This window comes from Hydrogenobacter sp. T-2 (genome assembly GCF_033971325.1).
Lineage (GTDB): Bacteria > Aquificota > Aquificia > Aquificales > Aquificaceae > Pampinifervens > Pampinifervens diazotrophicum.
Genome location: NZ_CP117180.1, coordinates 540,814 through 555,264 on the forward strand (window position 1 = coordinate 540,814; position 14,451 = coordinate 555,264).

A 14,451-nucleotide genomic window follows, 5' to 3' on the forward strand; every position below is an offset into this window, starting at 1 on the left:
GAGTCAACTCACAGAAATTAAACTCTTGTAATAGTCCACCACTACCCTTCTCACCTTCTCAAGAAGCTCTTTATCTTCAAGCTCCACTATGGCTCTTTTCCTTTCTGGATTGTATTCTGGCATAGAGATAAAATAGCCTCCGTTTTTTGACTCGTAGAGCCTTATTCCTCTTATGAGGATTTTCCCGTCAATTCTTACATCCGCATAGGCGAGAAGTCGTGGTCTTCTTGTGGAGACTTCAAAGGGGTAAAAGTCAACAAGCTCTACATTCATGCCTTTTGCTTTTGCAGTTTTGAATACTTTTCCAATGCCAGCCTTCTCTTTAGTCCGTTCACTCTGTCTATAAAGGTTATTCCCATAAGGTGGTCCATTTCGTGCTGAAAAACTATGGCTGGAAAGCCTTCAAGCTCATATTCTTTTTCTTCGCCATTCAAGTCCGATGCTCTTACCTTTACTTTATTGTGTCTTTCTACTTCTACCATAAGACCGGGAAAAGAAAGGCAACCCTCTTTGTATTTTATGCTTCCTTCCGCAGAGATAACCTCGGGGTTTATCAAGACCAGCTTAACAGGTGGGCTTTCCTTTTTTGGTGTGGTGTCTATAACCATAACCCTTAGGCTCACACCTATTTGGTTTGCTGCAAGTCCTACACCTTCCGCATGATACATGGTCTCAAACATGTCTTTAACAAGCTCTTTTATTTCCTTATCTATAACATCTACCTTCTGGGTGGGTGTCTTCAATACAGGGTTAGGAAATCTAACTATTTCTCTTACCATAAAGATAAAAGTTTATGCCTCTTTTGTGTAGTTTCAAGCCTTGCACGGCGTTGCATCAGTGTTGCAACACGCAACATATGATATAAAGCACTAATTCATAAAAGCATTGATAATTCTAAATCTTATGCTTATGATTTTTGGCAAGTTATTTGCATAGAATGAAAGTGAAAACCTTTAAAGGAGGTAGAACCATGGCAACACTTAGCAAGCTCAAAGAGCTCATGTCACTGCCTGGTGCAGTGGCAGCAGGAGAGTTTTCAGATGACGGTAGGCTTCTTGCCTACTACGGTAACATTGATGAGAAGTCCGCAGAGATCGCTGCTATGATGTGTGCTGCAAACAAGCTCATGGGCAATATGCAGGCAAAGGGTTGGAGTGCCTACACTGGACAGGATGGCTTTTATCCTGTTGTGGGTTTTGCAGTTGCTGGTGGCAAACACGTTGCATGCATAATGGGTAATGTGGGTGTGTTCTTGGAGCTTGACAAGGCAGACTTTGACAAGACCTTTGAAACCCTTTCCAGGTATATCTAAAAAGGAGGTGTAAACCATGGCAAACCTTGACAGACTCATGCAAGTTAAAGGTGTTTGGGCGGCAGGTGAGTTTACCGATGATGGTAAACTTGTCGCTTACAAAGGCAATATTTCAGAAGAGCAAGCGGCTATGGCTGCAGAGATGTGCGGGGCAAACAATGCTATGGCTAAGATGCAGTGCGATGGATATACTGCCTTCTCTGGTCAAGAGTGGACGCCTCTTATGGGCTGGGCTCTTACTGGTCCAAAGTATTCTGTATGCGTAATGGGTAATGTGGGGGTATTCGTTAACAACGACGAGGTGTCCTTTAACGAGGTCTTCAAGGCACTCAGAGAAGTAGCGGGCAAATGACCGCCACCTGGGGGAGGCTCTAAGCCTTCCCTTTTTTTATTTTTGGCGTTGGACTATCTTACAGAAAAAACCCTCAAGGGTGGTGCAGGTGTTTGGGGTAGTATTCCTATGCTACCTCAAAAGGTCAAAGAAGCAGAAGCCAGACAGATAGTCAAATGGATACTTTCTCTTGAATAGGGGGTTTGAAATGTATAAGTTTTTGTCAGAGGACTGGATAAAAGCCTACATGGAGGAATGGAACAAGAACGAAAAGCTAAAGTCTGATCTGAGAGACTTTTCTGCGAGTATAAAGTATTACATAGAGGGCAAGGAAGGAGAGGCGGTGGAGCTTGTAGTGGAAAATGGAACTGCAAAATTCGCTGGAAAGGCTAACGCTCATAAATATGACTTTGAGCTATGGGCAAGCCCAGATAATTGGAAAAGGTTAGCAACGGGTGAAATGGGACCTCGTTCTGCAATGCTAACAAAGAGGCTCAAGTTCAAAGGTTCTATGATAACCGCCATGAGGTATATGTCCGCCTTTGAAGAGAGTCTAAGGATGATGTCAAGGATACCAACAAGCTGGGAGCTATAATTTTGCCTATGGATTTTTCTTCCTTTGACAGTCTTTTTGATGCAGTTCTTGTGATAGATGAAAATTTCAAGGTAATTTATGCCAACAGGTCAGCCAAGGCTCTTTTACAGCGTGAGGATATAGAAGGTAAAAACTGCAAGGGACTTTTCTCCATATGTAATTCCTGTCCCTTTGGGTATGTAAGGGAGGAGGGGGAAGGAGTTCAGGTTTACGATGTGGAGACCATAAATTCAAGGCACGCCTGTTGGAGCATGTCGCCCTTGTATAAAGAGGGAAGGTTTGTGGGCGCCCTTGAGGTCTTTAGAGATGTTAGCAATGTGGTTCACTGCATAGTGGAGGCGGAGCGTCAAAGGACTTACAAGGAGACCATACTAAACTCCATAGTGGAAGCTATACTTGTCCTTGACCCACAAGGTAATGTAATAGAACACAACAGAGTTGCAAGCAGGATGTTATGTAGGGAAGAGGAAGGTATCTTAATAGGCAAGAACATAAAAGAGCTTATAAACCTGTCCCTTGAAGAGCTACCTCCAGAAGGTGAAAGGTCTGATATATTCGTGGAAACACCCTGCGGAAGACAGAAGGCATCTCTTCTTGTTTCTCCCATGTCCTCTGGCTTTGGTTATGTGGTCTCCTTGTATGTGTTAAACGAGGTATCTGTGTGTGAGCTGGGAGAAGAGGAAACAATAATAACAAAAAGCCCGGTCTTTCAGAAGGTGCTGGATACGGTAAAAACCATAGCGGATTACGATGTGAACGTCCTTATTGAGGGAGAAACGGGAACAGGTAAAAGCCTACTTGCTAAATACATACATTACCTTTCTCCTAGAAGAAACGGTCCCTTTGTAAAGGTAAACTGTGCTGCTATTCCAGAGAGTCTCTTAGAAGCTGAGCTTTTCGGATACATAAAGGGAGCTTTTACTGGAGCGGTTAAAGATAAGCCGGGTAAGGTAGAGCTTGCCGACGGTGGAACCCTGTTTTTAGACGAGATAGGTGATATGCCACTTCACCTGCAGGCAAAGATACTCCACTTGGTGCAAGACAAAGAGTTTGAAAGGCTTGGAGATACAAGGACAAGAAGGGTAAATGTTCGCATAATAGCTTCCACAAACAAAAACCTAAGAGAGCTTATAAAACGCGGTGAATTCAGAGAAGACCTCTACTACAGGCTCAGCGTTGTGAGGCTATACCTTCCTCCCCTCAGGGAAAGAAAGGAAGATATACCAGCACTTCTTAAGCACTTCTTGGAAAAGTATGCGAGGAAATACTCAAGGAGAATAAAGGGCTTTTCCTCCGAGGCAATAAGGCTTTTGCTTTCTTATCATTTCCCCGGCAATGTGCGTGAGCTTGAAAACATAGTAGAGCGTACGGTTATCACTTGCAGAGGAAGTCTGATAAACCTTGAGGATATTCAAATTGAGGTAGAAAACTCTCAAAGGGAACAAGAAGAGGAGAAGGAAAAGATAAGAAGAGTCCTTGAACAGGTGGGTGGGAACAAAAGCCTTGCGGCAAGAATGTTGGGCATGCACAGAACCACCCTCTGGAGGAAGCTAAAAGAGTTAGGCATAGGTTAAAATATACCTATGAAGTTGGTGGCAAGAAGTGTAAGCATTGAGGTGTTGGGTGAGATAGAAAGGTGCCATGATGGTGAAAACTCTAAGTTTTATTGCTTGCCTGTGAAGATTCACTTTGACAACGGTGAGGTAAAAGAATACATGCTCAGAGCCCATGGAGAGCCAAAAACCCTCAAGGACTTTTTGGAAAACAAAAAGGGTCTTAGAGACAAGATGGAAAAAGCCTTTGGTCTAACTGAGGATGGCAATATCATATACGTAGGATATTTAGAAGAGTCCTCTGACTCTTGAGATATCTTCCTCTATCTGCCTTTTAAGCTCCTCTGGATTGGAGAACTTTCTCTCTTCTCTAAGAAACTTGAGAAACTCCACCCTTATTTCCTTATCCCTTAAGTTTCCCTCGAAGTCAAGTATATGGACCTCCAAGACCCTTTTCTTACCTCCGAAGGTGGGTCTTATCCCATAGTTAGCAACGCCCATAAAGTGGTCTTCGACCTTCACCGCATACACACCTTCCCTTAGACAAAGGTTTTCCGTATTTTGCAAGTTTGCGGTTGGGAAACCAAGAGTAAAGCCTCTTCCCTCTCCAGATATTACTTTTCTTTTAAGGGTATAGTTTCTTCCAAGGTAGAGGCTGGCTTCCTCAAGTCTTCCCATATGAAGCAGTCTCCTTATAAGTGTACTACTCACCACATGCCCGTTTACCCTAAAAGGTTCAGTCTCTTCCACTTCAAAGCCTATTTCTCTGCCAAGCTCCTTTGCAAGCTCTATTTCACCCTCACGCTTATAGCCGAATCTCCAATCGTAGCCAACCACAAGATGCCTGCACTTTAACCTACTCCAAAGAACTTCTCTTATAAAATCCTCCGCAGGAAGCCTTGAAAACCTTCTATCAAACCTTATAAATACCACTTGGTCTACATCATGCTTGAGGATAAGCTCTGACCTCTCCCTTATATCCGTAAGCTCGCAGGGTGCTTGCGTAGGGCTCAAAACCCTTAGTGGATGTGGATAAAAGGAAAGCACTAAGCTCTTTAGACCCTTCTCCCTTGCTCTTGAAGTTAGTCTTTCTAAGAGATGCTGATGTCCCCTGTGGATACCGTCAAAGTTCCCAACGGTTACAGCATAGGGTTCTGTAAGTTCCTCTACACACTCCAACCCTTTAATAGACCCACTCTGACTTGTCCTAAGACACACTACCCTTTCCATAGCTTTTTTATCCTTTCCCAAAAGCTCAGCTCTTGAGATACCTCTATCTTTTCTTGCACCACAAACCTATCCAGGTAGTCATCCAAGAGCAAAAACCTGTCGCAAACCTTACGAAGTTGGTAGGAGCTTGTCCTCTTGAAGGAGGCGTTTTCTACCCTTTTGCCGATCCTTTGCACCTCCTCCACCGTGTAGGAAAAATCGCTGTCTCCACTTACAAGCACTGCAGTGTCGTAGGTATTCATGTGAGCCATGCTGAGCATGTCCGTTGCAAGCATTATATCCACCTCTTTCTCCACGTATTCGCCAGAAGGTAGCTTTCTCAGCTTTGCCAATTTTACCTTTATGCCCTGTAGAGAAAGCTCTTCAAGAAACCTCCTCTGCCTTATATAGCTCTCCCATTCTGGACTGTTTTTCTTTATGTCCTTCTCCTGAGGTATGGCACCATAAAAATACGCCCTTATGAGCTTTCTATCTTCCCTTAAAAAGTCCACCAACCTCTGGTAGTCTATCTTTATGGTCATATACCTTATGGCATGAAAAAGGTTAGAGCCATCTATGAATATTACCACCCTTTCATAGTTCATAGAGCAAACCGCATAAAGCAGGCAAGCCCGTCTATCCTTCTCTTGAGCTCTTCTGAAGATACAACCTTTATCCTTGCCCTTTCCTCAAGAGCAAATTCAATGACCTCATCCACCACATCTGGGACAGGATAGACCCTGTCCTCCAAGGGGCATTCTGGTGTAAGAAGAGGCAGGTGGGACTTTTCGCACACATATCCCGGTTTTTGGAAATCATCAGGAAGTAGCAGAAGTCTTACGTTTCCGTTGTATAACTGCTCCAAAACCTTTGAAGTGCCGTTGACCGCAAGACCCCTACCTTCTAACTCCTGCAGTTCCTCTATCAGGCTCTTCTCTTTTTCCCTACTTTTGCTCATAAGGAGCTGGTAGACCTTTTCCCTAAGTTCCACATCCTCCACGTAGGATGGGTTCATATTTATATATCCTACGAGCCTCTCCAAAAGGTATGGGTGCAGGTGGTTTTCTATCTGCCTTATATCCTCTCTGTCGGAACCTATGATCAGTTTGTCAAACTTGTTCTCTTTCCAAGCCTCCATAAGAGCATCGCTCGCAATCTTGAAGAGCCTATGCTTTTCTTCCTTTATCCTCATGTTAAACCTGTATTCACCAAAAGAGTGCTGGACCATGTTTGGACCACCTATTCTGGAGGGCATGGAAAACCTCATAGTTCCCTCCGCCCCCTTGAGCATACTACCTCCAGAGTGGAATTTATGTGCTCTTGTGGCAAGAGGCTCCATAAAGTCCAAAACCTCCGTCATCCCCTCAAGGTCCATAAGGAAAAACCGCACATGCTTTCTGTCTATGATTAGCACTCCTATCCTGCCAAGCTCTTCGTCAATTACCGCTATTTCTCTTATAAGAGGGTCATGGTCAATCATGAGCCTGTTTTTGTAGGTGTATGGTAGTTCAACAACTTCAAAAAGCCCTCTAAGGGAAGAGGAGAAGATAGCTATTCCTCTGCATCCCTTGAGGTTTTCTGGTTCTGAAAGAAAGTCTTCCATTCTCCTAAAGTCCTCTTCCAAAGACTTAAGAACATCATTCTCTAATTCTCGCTCCTTTAGAAGTTCCTTCTGAGCTTTAACCAAATCCTTAAAGGTCCTTAGATACTTTCTGTCTGTCCTTTCTTCCACGCCGAGCTTAAGGTATAGGTTGGCAACCATGTAGTTGTTTGGTTTGAAGCTCAAAAGCCTTTCAATGACCTCTTTCAAACTGTTCATCAATTACCTCCTTTCTTGATTACCTTTAATCTCTATATTTTATCAGAAGCTCCTTGGTATATCTGTCCTTGCTTTTATCGTCCTCACCCCAAAGCATACCAAGAACTTTCCATCTTTTTGTTTCGCCAAAGGTGAAGTATATCCTTCCACCCATAGGCTTGAGTTTAAACACATTTTTGTAGCCCTTCATTACCTCAAACCTTTCTTCCCTGTCCTTCATGTTGAGAAGCATAAGCTCCCTAAGAAACTCCCTCTTTGTTTCCCTGTCAAGCTCTAAAAACTCCCTTATGGCTCTGTCTTCAAACTCTATGTTTTCAAAGAGAGTTGAAAGTAGGTCTTCGTACATTTGTCTTTTGCTCTCCACCTGCTTGAGGAGGCTTTCCACCTGTAACTGGAGTTTTTCCCTTTCCCTTTTTTCCTCCTCAAACCTTTGCAAGAGCTCCTCGTACTTTTGGCTTATCTCCATATTCTCCTTTGAAAGCTCCTCTAAAAGCTCCTGCAGAGATATAAGCTCTTTTGATAGTCTTTTTCTTTCTTGTCTTAGTCTTGATAATTCCTCCTTGCCTCCCTTTGGTTCTGTGTCCTGCATGGCTTCAAGCATCTGGAAAAGCTCCCTGTTTATTCTTGTAAGCCTTTCAAGCCTTTCTGTGTATTCCATGAGCTTTTTCTGGTTTTCCTGTAGCTTTTTCAACAGAACTTGCCTTTCCCTTTCCAGTTCCTCCTTCTCTGGAAGCTCTTCCTCCCTGAGTTTTACAAGCTCTCTCTCTATAAGCTCTTTCTCCTTAGAAAGCCTTTCTGTTAGGTCTTTTGAGAGGTTTATCTGCTCAAGGAGCCTCGTTAGCTCTGTCTGGTTCCTGCTTAGCTCTTCTTCCAGCCTTCTTCTTTCCTCCTCCAGCTTCTTTGTCCTTTTTTCCACAGGAGACTCAAATAGCCAGATAAGGGACACAGTAAGCAAGAGGGAAGGAAGAAACTGGGTTATTACCTCATGGTCTTCTCTCACAATAGAAAGCCCTATTATCTGGAATAGGGAAACATAGGCAAGCCATATGACGGTCTTTTCTCTGTATCCAAAGAGCCATGCAAGGTAAAGGGCGGAAATGAAAGATGCAACCATAAGGATACCCTCTAAATGAAGAGGAAATAGAGCAATAGGTAGCAGAGTAGACAGGTAGTGCAGTATAAAGTTATAAGAGACTATGAGAAAGAGCAGTTTTAGAGCTTCTCTAACCATTGGGTATAATATAGCCCATGGAAGCCTTTAATGAGCTTTTGAGGATTATGGAGGAGCTTCGCTCCAAATGTCCCTGGGATAGGTCTCAGACCCACCAAAGCCTCAAAAAGTATCTTATAGAGGAGGCTTATGAGCTTCTTGATGCTATAGATATTGGAGATGATGAAAAGCTAAAGGAAGAGCTTGGAGACCTTTTGATTCAGGTGGTTTTCCACTCTCAGATAGCAAAGGAGAGGTCTGCTTTTGATATAGAGGAGGTAATCCAAAGGCTTAATAAAAAGCTCATAGAGCGTCATCCCCATGTCTTTGGCTGTGAAACTCCAGAGGAGGTGCTTAAAAACTGGGAGGAGAGAAAGCTAAAAGATAGAGAAAGCATCCTTGATGGTGTTCCCAAGAGCCTTCCTGCACTTATGAGGTCTCAAAAACTTCAAGATAGGGCAAGTCTTGTGGGTTTTGACTTTGAAAGACCAGAGCAGGTAATAGAGAAAATAATGGAGGAGCTTCAAGAACTAAGAGAAGCCATGACCTCTGGAGATAGCAGAGAGCTTGAACATGAGCTGGGAGACCTTCTCACTGCGGTGGTAGAGCTTGGAAGACTTCTCAAACTTGATGCGGAGCTATGCCTTCAAAAGGCAAACGATAGGTTTGAAAAGAGGTTTAGATATATGGAAAGGAGGGCAAAGGAGATGGGTAAAGACATAAGGCAGATGACCCTTGAGGAAATGGACGCTTTGTGGCTTGAGGCTAAGAGGTTTGACTACACAGAAAACTTCTAACCTTTTTACCAGTTCTCTCTTCAAAGTATCTCACTCCGGGGTTTCCGAGAGTGCTTGCACCAACCAAGAGGTAGGCTTTTCTTCCCAAGGCTATGTCCCTTTGCTCTTTTCTTAGAAACTCCCTTAAACCTTCCAGACTTATCCCTGTGCCATCCTGCAGGGTGTCCGCAGGCAGGTAAGCTATGTCCTTTGCATCCAAACTACCTATAAGCAAAATAAGAGACTTATCTGGGTTTATCTCTGTTTGAAGCTCCGCAGAGACTCTGTTTCCTAAGAGTATTTCCTCATATTCCTTTGGAACAAGAAAGGTAGGACTGCAGAGATTATCAAAAAACTCAAGAGGTTCGTCTCTCAAGCCTTCTGTCAAAATTACCCTTAGCCCACCCTTGTTGTAGTATATGACCCTTCCTACCTTTTCCACTGGGTCTGCCTTTAAGAGACCTCTTATGGAGGGGGAGTAGGGTCTTACAAGGGATGGAATTGTCTGACCCTTGACTTCAAGTTTTCCTTGCAAAACCTTCCAATTGAGAAAGCCAAATTCCCACTCCTTGCAAGAAAGCCCAAGCTCCTGTTCCGCAAAGAGCCTTGCTCCTTTTATAAAGCTCAGCTCCTCCTTGCTTCCCGGTCTTCTGCCGCCAAAGGAGACCAAATCCCACTGCACTGGACCCTTCTTCTGCTTAAAAAGTCCATATATACATCCGCAGTAGTCCTGATGGTATAGCTCCAACTCCCTTGAAAGCCTGAACATCTCCTGAGTGCCACCACCCTTGCGATAGTCCAAAGCCAAGAACTCAATGCCTGAGCCTTTGCACACCTTTTGCCCGCTCTCTTTTAGCATAAGAAACTCCTTCTTTGGACTCATAAGCAAGGTAGTTGTCAAATGCGTGGCACCCACCTCCTTGGCAAACTGGAGACTTCTGAGGAGCCGGTAATCAAAACATATGGCACATCTTTCGCCCCTCTCTGGTTCATCCTCATAGCCTTTTACCGCAGAAAGCCAACTCTCCAAGTCGTATTCGCCCTCATATAGCTCAATACCAAGCTCCTTACATATCCTTTCGGTCTCCAAAAACCTAAGCCTATACTCTTCATAGGGGTGTATATTCGGATCGTAGAAAAAGCCCACTATCTCAGACTGCGGATAGTCTTCTCTCAGCCTTTTTAGAAAGTAAACCGCATCAGGTGCACAGCATATATGGACTAAAATTTTCATTTCTTGCCCTTCACATACTGCTCCCAGTTTTCTGGGTTAAAGGGTGATAGCTCTCTGAGAAGTTTTACCGTCTTTGGAAACTCCTCTATCACATAGTCCACATCCTCATCCGTGTTATCCCTTCCAAAGCTAAAGACTATAGAGCCGTTGGCTACTTCCTTGGGAACACCCACCGCAAAAAGCACATGAGACTGCTTTAGAGCCAAAGACACGCAGGCAGAACCAGAGGCTGTCTCTATACCCATAAGGTCAAGCCTAAGGAGCATGGCTTCTCCTTCTATTAAGTGGACAATCAAAGAAAGATGATGCGGTAGCCTTTGCGTGGGATGCCCCGTAAACTCTATCATATCAAGCCTTTCTTCAAGACCCCTCTTTAGCCTGTCTCTGTATAAGGAGAGCCTTTCCATTCTGTCTGGCAGTTCCTTCATGGCAAGCTCGCAGGCAGCACCAAAGCCCACTATACCCGGCACGTTTTCCGTTCCAGCCCTTACACCCCTTTCTTGAGTTCCACCCTCTATTAGTGGTCTTATCTTTACGCCCTTTCTTGTCCACAAGGCACCCACACCCTTAGGTCCATACATGAGGTGTGCGGTAAAGGAGGCGGCATCTACACCCCAATCCTTTAGGTCTACAGGATAATGTCCCAGGGTGGGACATGCGTCCGTGTGGAAGATAACCTTTGGGTTTTTCTCCTTTACTGCTCTTACGAGCTCTTTTATGTTTTGTATAGTCCCTATCTCCCTGTTAGAATGCCCTATGCTTACAAGAACCGTATCTGGTCTGACCGCATCCGCCAATTGCTGAGGGTCTATAAGTCCGTATTTGTCTGGCTTTAGGTAGGTTACCTCCCAGCCCCTCTTCTCAAGGCTTTTTAGAGGGTGCAATATGGAATGATGTTCTATCTCCGTGGTAATTATATGCCTTCCCTTCTTTTCATAGGCTTCCGCTATACCCTTTATAGCTAAGTTGTTGGCTTCTATACCACCAGAGGTGAAGATAAACTCCTCAGGACTGTTGGCGTTTGTAAGGGCTGACAGTTTTCCCCTTGCTTCGTTTATAGCCTTTTTTGCCACCTGTCCAAAGCTATGCAGAGATGTAGGGTTTCCAAAGTGTTCTCTAAAGTAGGGAAGCATAGCCTGTAGGACTTCTTCCGCTACTGGCGTTGTTGCAATGTGGTCTAAGTAAACTACCCTTTTACCCGCTTTTTTAACAAACATCTTTTACCTCCTTTCTGTTATGTCGCTAATTAGCTTTGCTATGCTTATAAAAGCCCTTGCGGTGTCTGAGTCTGGGTGGCTTTCCACCACCGGCACTCCCAGGTCAGAAGTCTCCGCAAGCTCTGGGTCAATGGGTATTGAACCAAGTATCTTAAGCCCGTAGGTGGTGGCAAACTCTGCCACCCTACCCTTTCCAAAGATGTAATATTTCTTGCCGCTATCGGGGCATACAAAGTAAGCCATATTTTCTATGACGCCCAGAATGGGTATCTGAACCTCTTTGAACATGGCTACCGCCTTTTTCACATCTGCCAAAGCCACATCCTGAGGAGTGGTCACCACCACCGCACCACCCATATGCACGTTTTGAGCAAGGGTAAGCTGAACATCTCCTGTTCCAGGTGGGAGGTCAAGGATAAGGTAGTCAAGTTCACCCCAATTTACGTCAAAGAGAAACTGCGTGAGTGCCTTCATAAGCATGGGACCACGCCATATAACTGGCGTGTCCTCGGAGGGGAGCAAAAAACCTATAGAAAGCAGTTTTATTCCATACTTTTCTATGGGTATTATCCTATTGCTTTCGTCCACATGCACCCTTTCGCCCTTTACACCCATTATAGTAGGAATACTGGGTCCGTATATGTCCGCATCCAAAAGACCAACCCTATATCCGAGCTTTGAAAGAGCAAGGGCAAGGTTTGCTGAAACGGTAGACTTACCCACACCACCCTTTCCACTACCAACTGCGATAAGGTGTTTTATGCCTGGTACCCTTCTTCTGGTAAAGGCAGGTGCACCCATAACAGGCTGTGCGGGAATGTCCTCCACAAACCTGACCTTTACATCCTCCACATCTGGCACCCTCTCAAGGGCATTTCTTGTCTTTTCTACGATATCCTCTTCAAGCCCCCTTTGAGGTAGCCTGTATACTATCTCAAGTGTTCTTCCTATGAGTTTTATATCTTTAACTAACTCGGAGAGCCGTGAGTTGTTAACCATTTCGTCCCTTAGGGCTTCCATAATATCCTTTACCGCCATTTTTTTCCTCCTGACCTTTTGAGCATAATATAATTTTTAGTTTGAGTGGTGTTATGAGAATTATCAACAAGGAGAAAAAAGATGAATTACCTACCGCACATAGTTAGCTATCTGAGTGCCAACGAAGATATAACAGAGATATACCTCGTGCCAAAGGCTTTTATAATGGAAAGGAAAGGTCAAAAGCTCATAAAGGTATCTGATGCTCTTCTTACTCCAGAGGATATAAGGGATACCTTGGTAGCCCTTAGAAGCCACACAACCTTCGCTCTTGGACCCCTCGGGAAAGAGGGAATGTTTTCCTTTGGTCTTCAAAACGTGGGAAGGTTCAGAGTTAAATACATTACGCAGAGGGGTAGCTACGTGGTTCACATCCTAAAAACTCCTTACAATATACCGTCTCTTGATAAACTCTGTCCAAACAAAAACGACCTAAGCAGACTGGAAGAAATAATAAGGATTTATAGCTCTGGCTTCTTTGTTTTTCAGGGGAGAAACCATCTTTTAGTGAACACGTTTATATACTCCTTTTTGCAGAAGGTTTGTGATAGCTACGGTAAGGTCATATTCATCTTAGAATCCCCTCTTACTTTTCTCCTTAGACACGGGCAGTCCCTTGTAGTGCAGAGAGAGGTGGGTGTTGATGTGGATACATTTGAAGAGGGTTTGAAGGACGCTTTTTACATGAATCCTAACATACTCTTTGTGGGGTATAGAGAGATAATACAGCCTAAGGAGCTAGAATATATGCTTATGCTTGCGGAGAATACCTTACTTATACTCAATTTGCCTGCGGTTGACAAGGCTTTTATTGAGCTTTCCAGCTCCTTGCTAAGGGCGTGGGTGCATGTGGAAAGCGGTATGGAAGGAACAGTATGCTTAAGCTTCAAAGGCACAGAACCTCAGGCTCAGGAAAACCGTTAAAGTCTGCAGCATATACGGTGGTGTAAGCTCCTGCAGAGAGAATGTAAAGGTAATCACCCACTTCTGGCTCAGGCAGTGGCACCATGCGTGCAACCACATCCATGCTATCGCAAGAAACACCACCTATGGTCCACTCCTTTAGTTCTCCACCCCTCTCAAGGTAGAATGGATACCTTATGCCCCCGAGGGCTTCCGCAAGACCGTTAAAGACTCCCGTGTCTACGTAAAGCCAGTTTTCCTCACCTCTTTTTGCCTTTCCTATAACCCTGCAGACCATTATGCCTTGGTCTCCCACTATACCTCTTCCTGGCTCAATTTGAAGCTCATGGGGAAGTGAAGGCATAAACTTCTGCAAAAGACCCTTCACATAGTAAGCTATGTCCTCTATCCTAAGGGCTTCGTAGGTGTATTTTACGGGCAGACCACCACCCATATTGAGCATCTGAAGTCTTAGACCTCTGAGTTTTGCCTTCTGCCAAAGCTCACTGGCTTTCTTTATACCTATAAGCCAGTTTCTAAAGTTGTTGCACTGAGACCCCACATGGAAGGTAATACCGTAAGGAATAAGACCTTTGCTCTGGGCATATTCCAATATGTCAAGGGCTGTGTCCACATCAACACCAAACTTCTTTGATAGAGGCCAGTCGCTTCCCTCATTTGGAACCACAAGCCTTGCGTATACCCTTGACCTTGGAGCTGTCTTTGTCAATTTGTCTACTTCTGTGAAAGAGTCCACTACGAACCTATTTATTCCCTTCTCGTAGGCATAGGCTATAAAGTCCGTAGGCTTTACGGGGTTGCTGGAGATTATCCTTTCTGGCTTTACTCCAAGCTCTAAGACTTTTTTTAGCTCCTCTGAGGAAGCCACCTCAAAACCAGAGCCAAGCTCTGCAAGGGTCTTAAGAATATCCACATGGTCGTTAGCCTTCACCGCATAGTAAACCTTAAACTGAGAAAAGTGATACTTTACCTCAATGTATCTACTTTTTATGCCCTGAAGGTCTATAAGTAGCAGAGGGGTTTTCTGGGGCTTTAGGTAAGGAAGCAGATGCTCTCTTTGGGAGAGGAATTCCGTAAAATACCTGCGGGCATTTTCGTATTGCAAAGACAAGGGGTCTATAGTTTCTTTTAGCATTATGGCATATAATATATACCAAACGGCCCGTAGCTCAACTGGATAGAGCGTGGGACTACGGATCCCAAGGTTGCGGGTTCGACTCCCGCCGGGCTGGC

Annotated in this window: 18 protein-coding genes and 1 tRNA gene; 9 read left to right on the top strand and 10 right to left on the bottom strand. The window is 44.4% G+C overall.

Annotated features, from left to right (window positions below):
- Positions 1–3 precede the first annotated feature (3 nt).
- Positions 4–273, bottom strand: coding sequence for a septation protein SpoVG family protein (locus IAE16_RS03175; protein WP_323701276.1), 270 nt, complete (start codon positions 271–273; stop codon positions 4–6).
- On the bottom strand, positions 270–779 hold the full coding sequence (gene def, locus IAE16_RS03180; RefSeq protein ID WP_323701277.1) for a peptide deformylase: 510 nt from the start codon (positions 777–779) through the stop codon (positions 270–272). The genes IAE16_RS03175 and def overlap by 4 nt, the downstream gene beginning before the upstream one ends.
- A 191-nt stretch (positions 780–970) precedes the next feature.
- On the opposite strand from def, the gene IAE16_RS03185 reads away from it, so the two are divergent.
- The 6 genes from IAE16_RS03185 to IAE16_RS03210 are packed head-to-tail and all read left to right on the top strand — an operon-like array spanning position 971 to position 4,103.
- On the top strand, positions 971–1,312 hold the full coding sequence (locus tag IAE16_RS03185; RefSeq protein WP_323701278.1) for a DUF2173 family protein: 342 nt from the start codon (positions 971–973) through the stop codon (positions 1,310–1,312).
- A 16-nt stretch (positions 1,313–1,328) separates the two neighbouring features.
- The gene (locus IAE16_RS03190; protein WP_323701279.1) at positions 1,329–1,664 is read left to right on the top strand and encodes a DUF2173 family protein; all 336 of its coding nucleotides are present in this window, start codon (positions 1,329–1,331) and stop codon (positions 1,662–1,664) included.
- Between the two features lie 42 nt (positions 1,665–1,706).
- A complete protein-coding gene (locus IAE16_RS03195) occupies positions 1,707–1,841 on the top strand; it encodes a c-type cytochrome (protein ID WP_438617126.1) in 135 nt (44 codons plus the stop codon).
- Positions 1,842–1,851: 10 nt separating this feature from the next.
- Positions 1,852–2,238 carry an SCP2 sterol-binding domain-containing protein gene (locus tag IAE16_RS03200; RefSeq protein ID WP_323701280.1) on the top strand — a complete coding sequence of 129 codons (387 nt, stop codon included), beginning with the start codon at positions 1,852–1,854 and terminating at the stop codon, positions 2,236–2,238.
- Between the two features lie 8 nt (positions 2,239–2,246).
- On the top strand, positions 2,247–3,812 hold the full coding sequence (locus IAE16_RS03205) for a sigma 54-interacting transcriptional regulator (RefSeq protein WP_323701281.1): 1,566 nt from the start codon (positions 2,247–2,249) through the stop codon (positions 3,810–3,812).
- A gap of 9 nt (positions 3,813–3,821) precedes the next feature.
- Entirely contained in the window at positions 3,822–4,103 is a 282-nt protein-coding gene (locus IAE16_RS03210; RefSeq protein ID WP_323701282.1) for a hypothetical protein, read from the top strand.
- Here the strand turns inward: IAE16_RS03210 and IAE16_RS03215 are convergent.
- The 4 genes from IAE16_RS03215 to IAE16_RS03230 are packed head-to-tail and all read right to left on the bottom strand — an operon-like array spanning position 4,080 to position 8,050.
- Positions 4,080–5,021, bottom strand: coding sequence for a bifunctional riboflavin kinase/FAD synthetase (locus tag IAE16_RS03215; protein ID WP_323701283.1), 942 nt, complete (start codon positions 5,019–5,021; stop codon positions 4,080–4,082). The genes IAE16_RS03210 and IAE16_RS03215 overlap by 24 nt on opposite strands.
- Entirely contained in the window at positions 5,009–5,605 is a 597-nt protein-coding gene (locus tag IAE16_RS03220) for a LabA-like NYN domain-containing protein (protein WP_323701284.1), read from the bottom strand. Before IAE16_RS03220 ends, IAE16_RS03215 begins: the two co-directional genes overlap by 13 nt.
- The gene (locus tag IAE16_RS03225) at positions 5,602–6,819 is read right to left on the bottom strand and encodes a baeRF12 domain-containing protein (RefSeq protein ID WP_323701285.1); all 1,218 of its coding nucleotides are present in this window, start codon (positions 6,817–6,819) and stop codon (positions 5,602–5,604) included. Before IAE16_RS03225 ends, IAE16_RS03220 begins: the two co-directional genes overlap by 4 nt.
- A gap of 25 nt (positions 6,820–6,844) precedes the next feature.
- Positions 6,845–8,050 carry a coiled-coil domain-containing protein gene (locus IAE16_RS03230; RefSeq protein WP_323701287.1) on the bottom strand — a complete coding sequence of 402 codons (1,206 nt, stop codon included), beginning with the start codon at positions 8,048–8,050 and terminating at the stop codon, positions 6,845–6,847.
- Positions 8,051–8,067: 17 nt separating this feature from the next.
- Between IAE16_RS03230 and mazG the strand changes: the two genes are divergently transcribed.
- Positions 8,068–8,826, top strand: coding sequence for a nucleoside triphosphate pyrophosphohydrolase (gene mazG, locus IAE16_RS03235; protein ID WP_323701288.1), 759 nt, complete (start codon positions 8,068–8,070; stop codon positions 8,824–8,826).
- Here the strand turns inward: mazG and IAE16_RS03240 are convergent.
- The 3 genes from IAE16_RS03240 to IAE16_RS03250 are packed head-to-tail and all read right to left on the bottom strand — an operon-like array spanning position 8,795 to position 12,294.
- Positions 8,795–10,039, bottom strand: a complete 1,245-nt coding sequence (locus IAE16_RS03240; protein WP_323701289.1) for an epoxyqueuosine reductase QueH — start codon at positions 10,037–10,039, stop codon at positions 8,795–8,797. The genes mazG and IAE16_RS03240 overlap by 32 nt on opposite strands.
- Positions 10,036–11,256 carry a cysteine desulfurase family protein gene (locus IAE16_RS03245; protein WP_323701290.1) on the bottom strand — a complete coding sequence of 407 codons (1,221 nt, stop codon included), beginning with the start codon at positions 11,254–11,256 and terminating at the stop codon, positions 10,036–10,038. The genes IAE16_RS03240 and IAE16_RS03245 overlap by 4 nt, the downstream gene beginning before the upstream one ends.
- A 3-nt stretch (positions 11,257–11,259) precedes the next feature.
- Positions 11,260–12,294, bottom strand: a complete 1,035-nt coding sequence (locus IAE16_RS03250) for an Mrp/NBP35 family ATP-binding protein (protein ID WP_323701291.1) — start codon at positions 12,292–12,294, stop codon at positions 11,260–11,262.
- Between the two features lie 81 nt (positions 12,295–12,375).
- Here IAE16_RS03250 and IAE16_RS03255 point away from each other — a divergent pair, with 81 nt between their 5' ends.
- Positions 12,376–13,218, top strand: coding sequence for a twitching motility protein (locus tag IAE16_RS03255; protein WP_323701292.1), 843 nt, complete (start codon positions 12,376–12,378; stop codon positions 13,216–13,218).
- Here IAE16_RS03255 and IAE16_RS03260 read toward each other — a convergent pair.
- Positions 13,181–14,353 carry a type III PLP-dependent enzyme gene (locus tag IAE16_RS03260; protein ID WP_323701293.1) on the bottom strand — a complete coding sequence of 391 codons (1,173 nt, stop codon included), beginning with the start codon at positions 14,351–14,353 and terminating at the stop codon, positions 13,181–13,183. The genes IAE16_RS03255 and IAE16_RS03260 overlap by 38 nt on opposite strands.
- A gap of 23 nt (positions 14,354–14,376) precedes the next feature.
- Here IAE16_RS03260 and IAE16_RS03265 point away from each other — a divergent pair.
- A tRNA-Arg gene (locus IAE16_RS03265) sits at positions 14,377–14,450 on the top strand.
- Position 14,451: the final 1 nt, after the last annotated feature.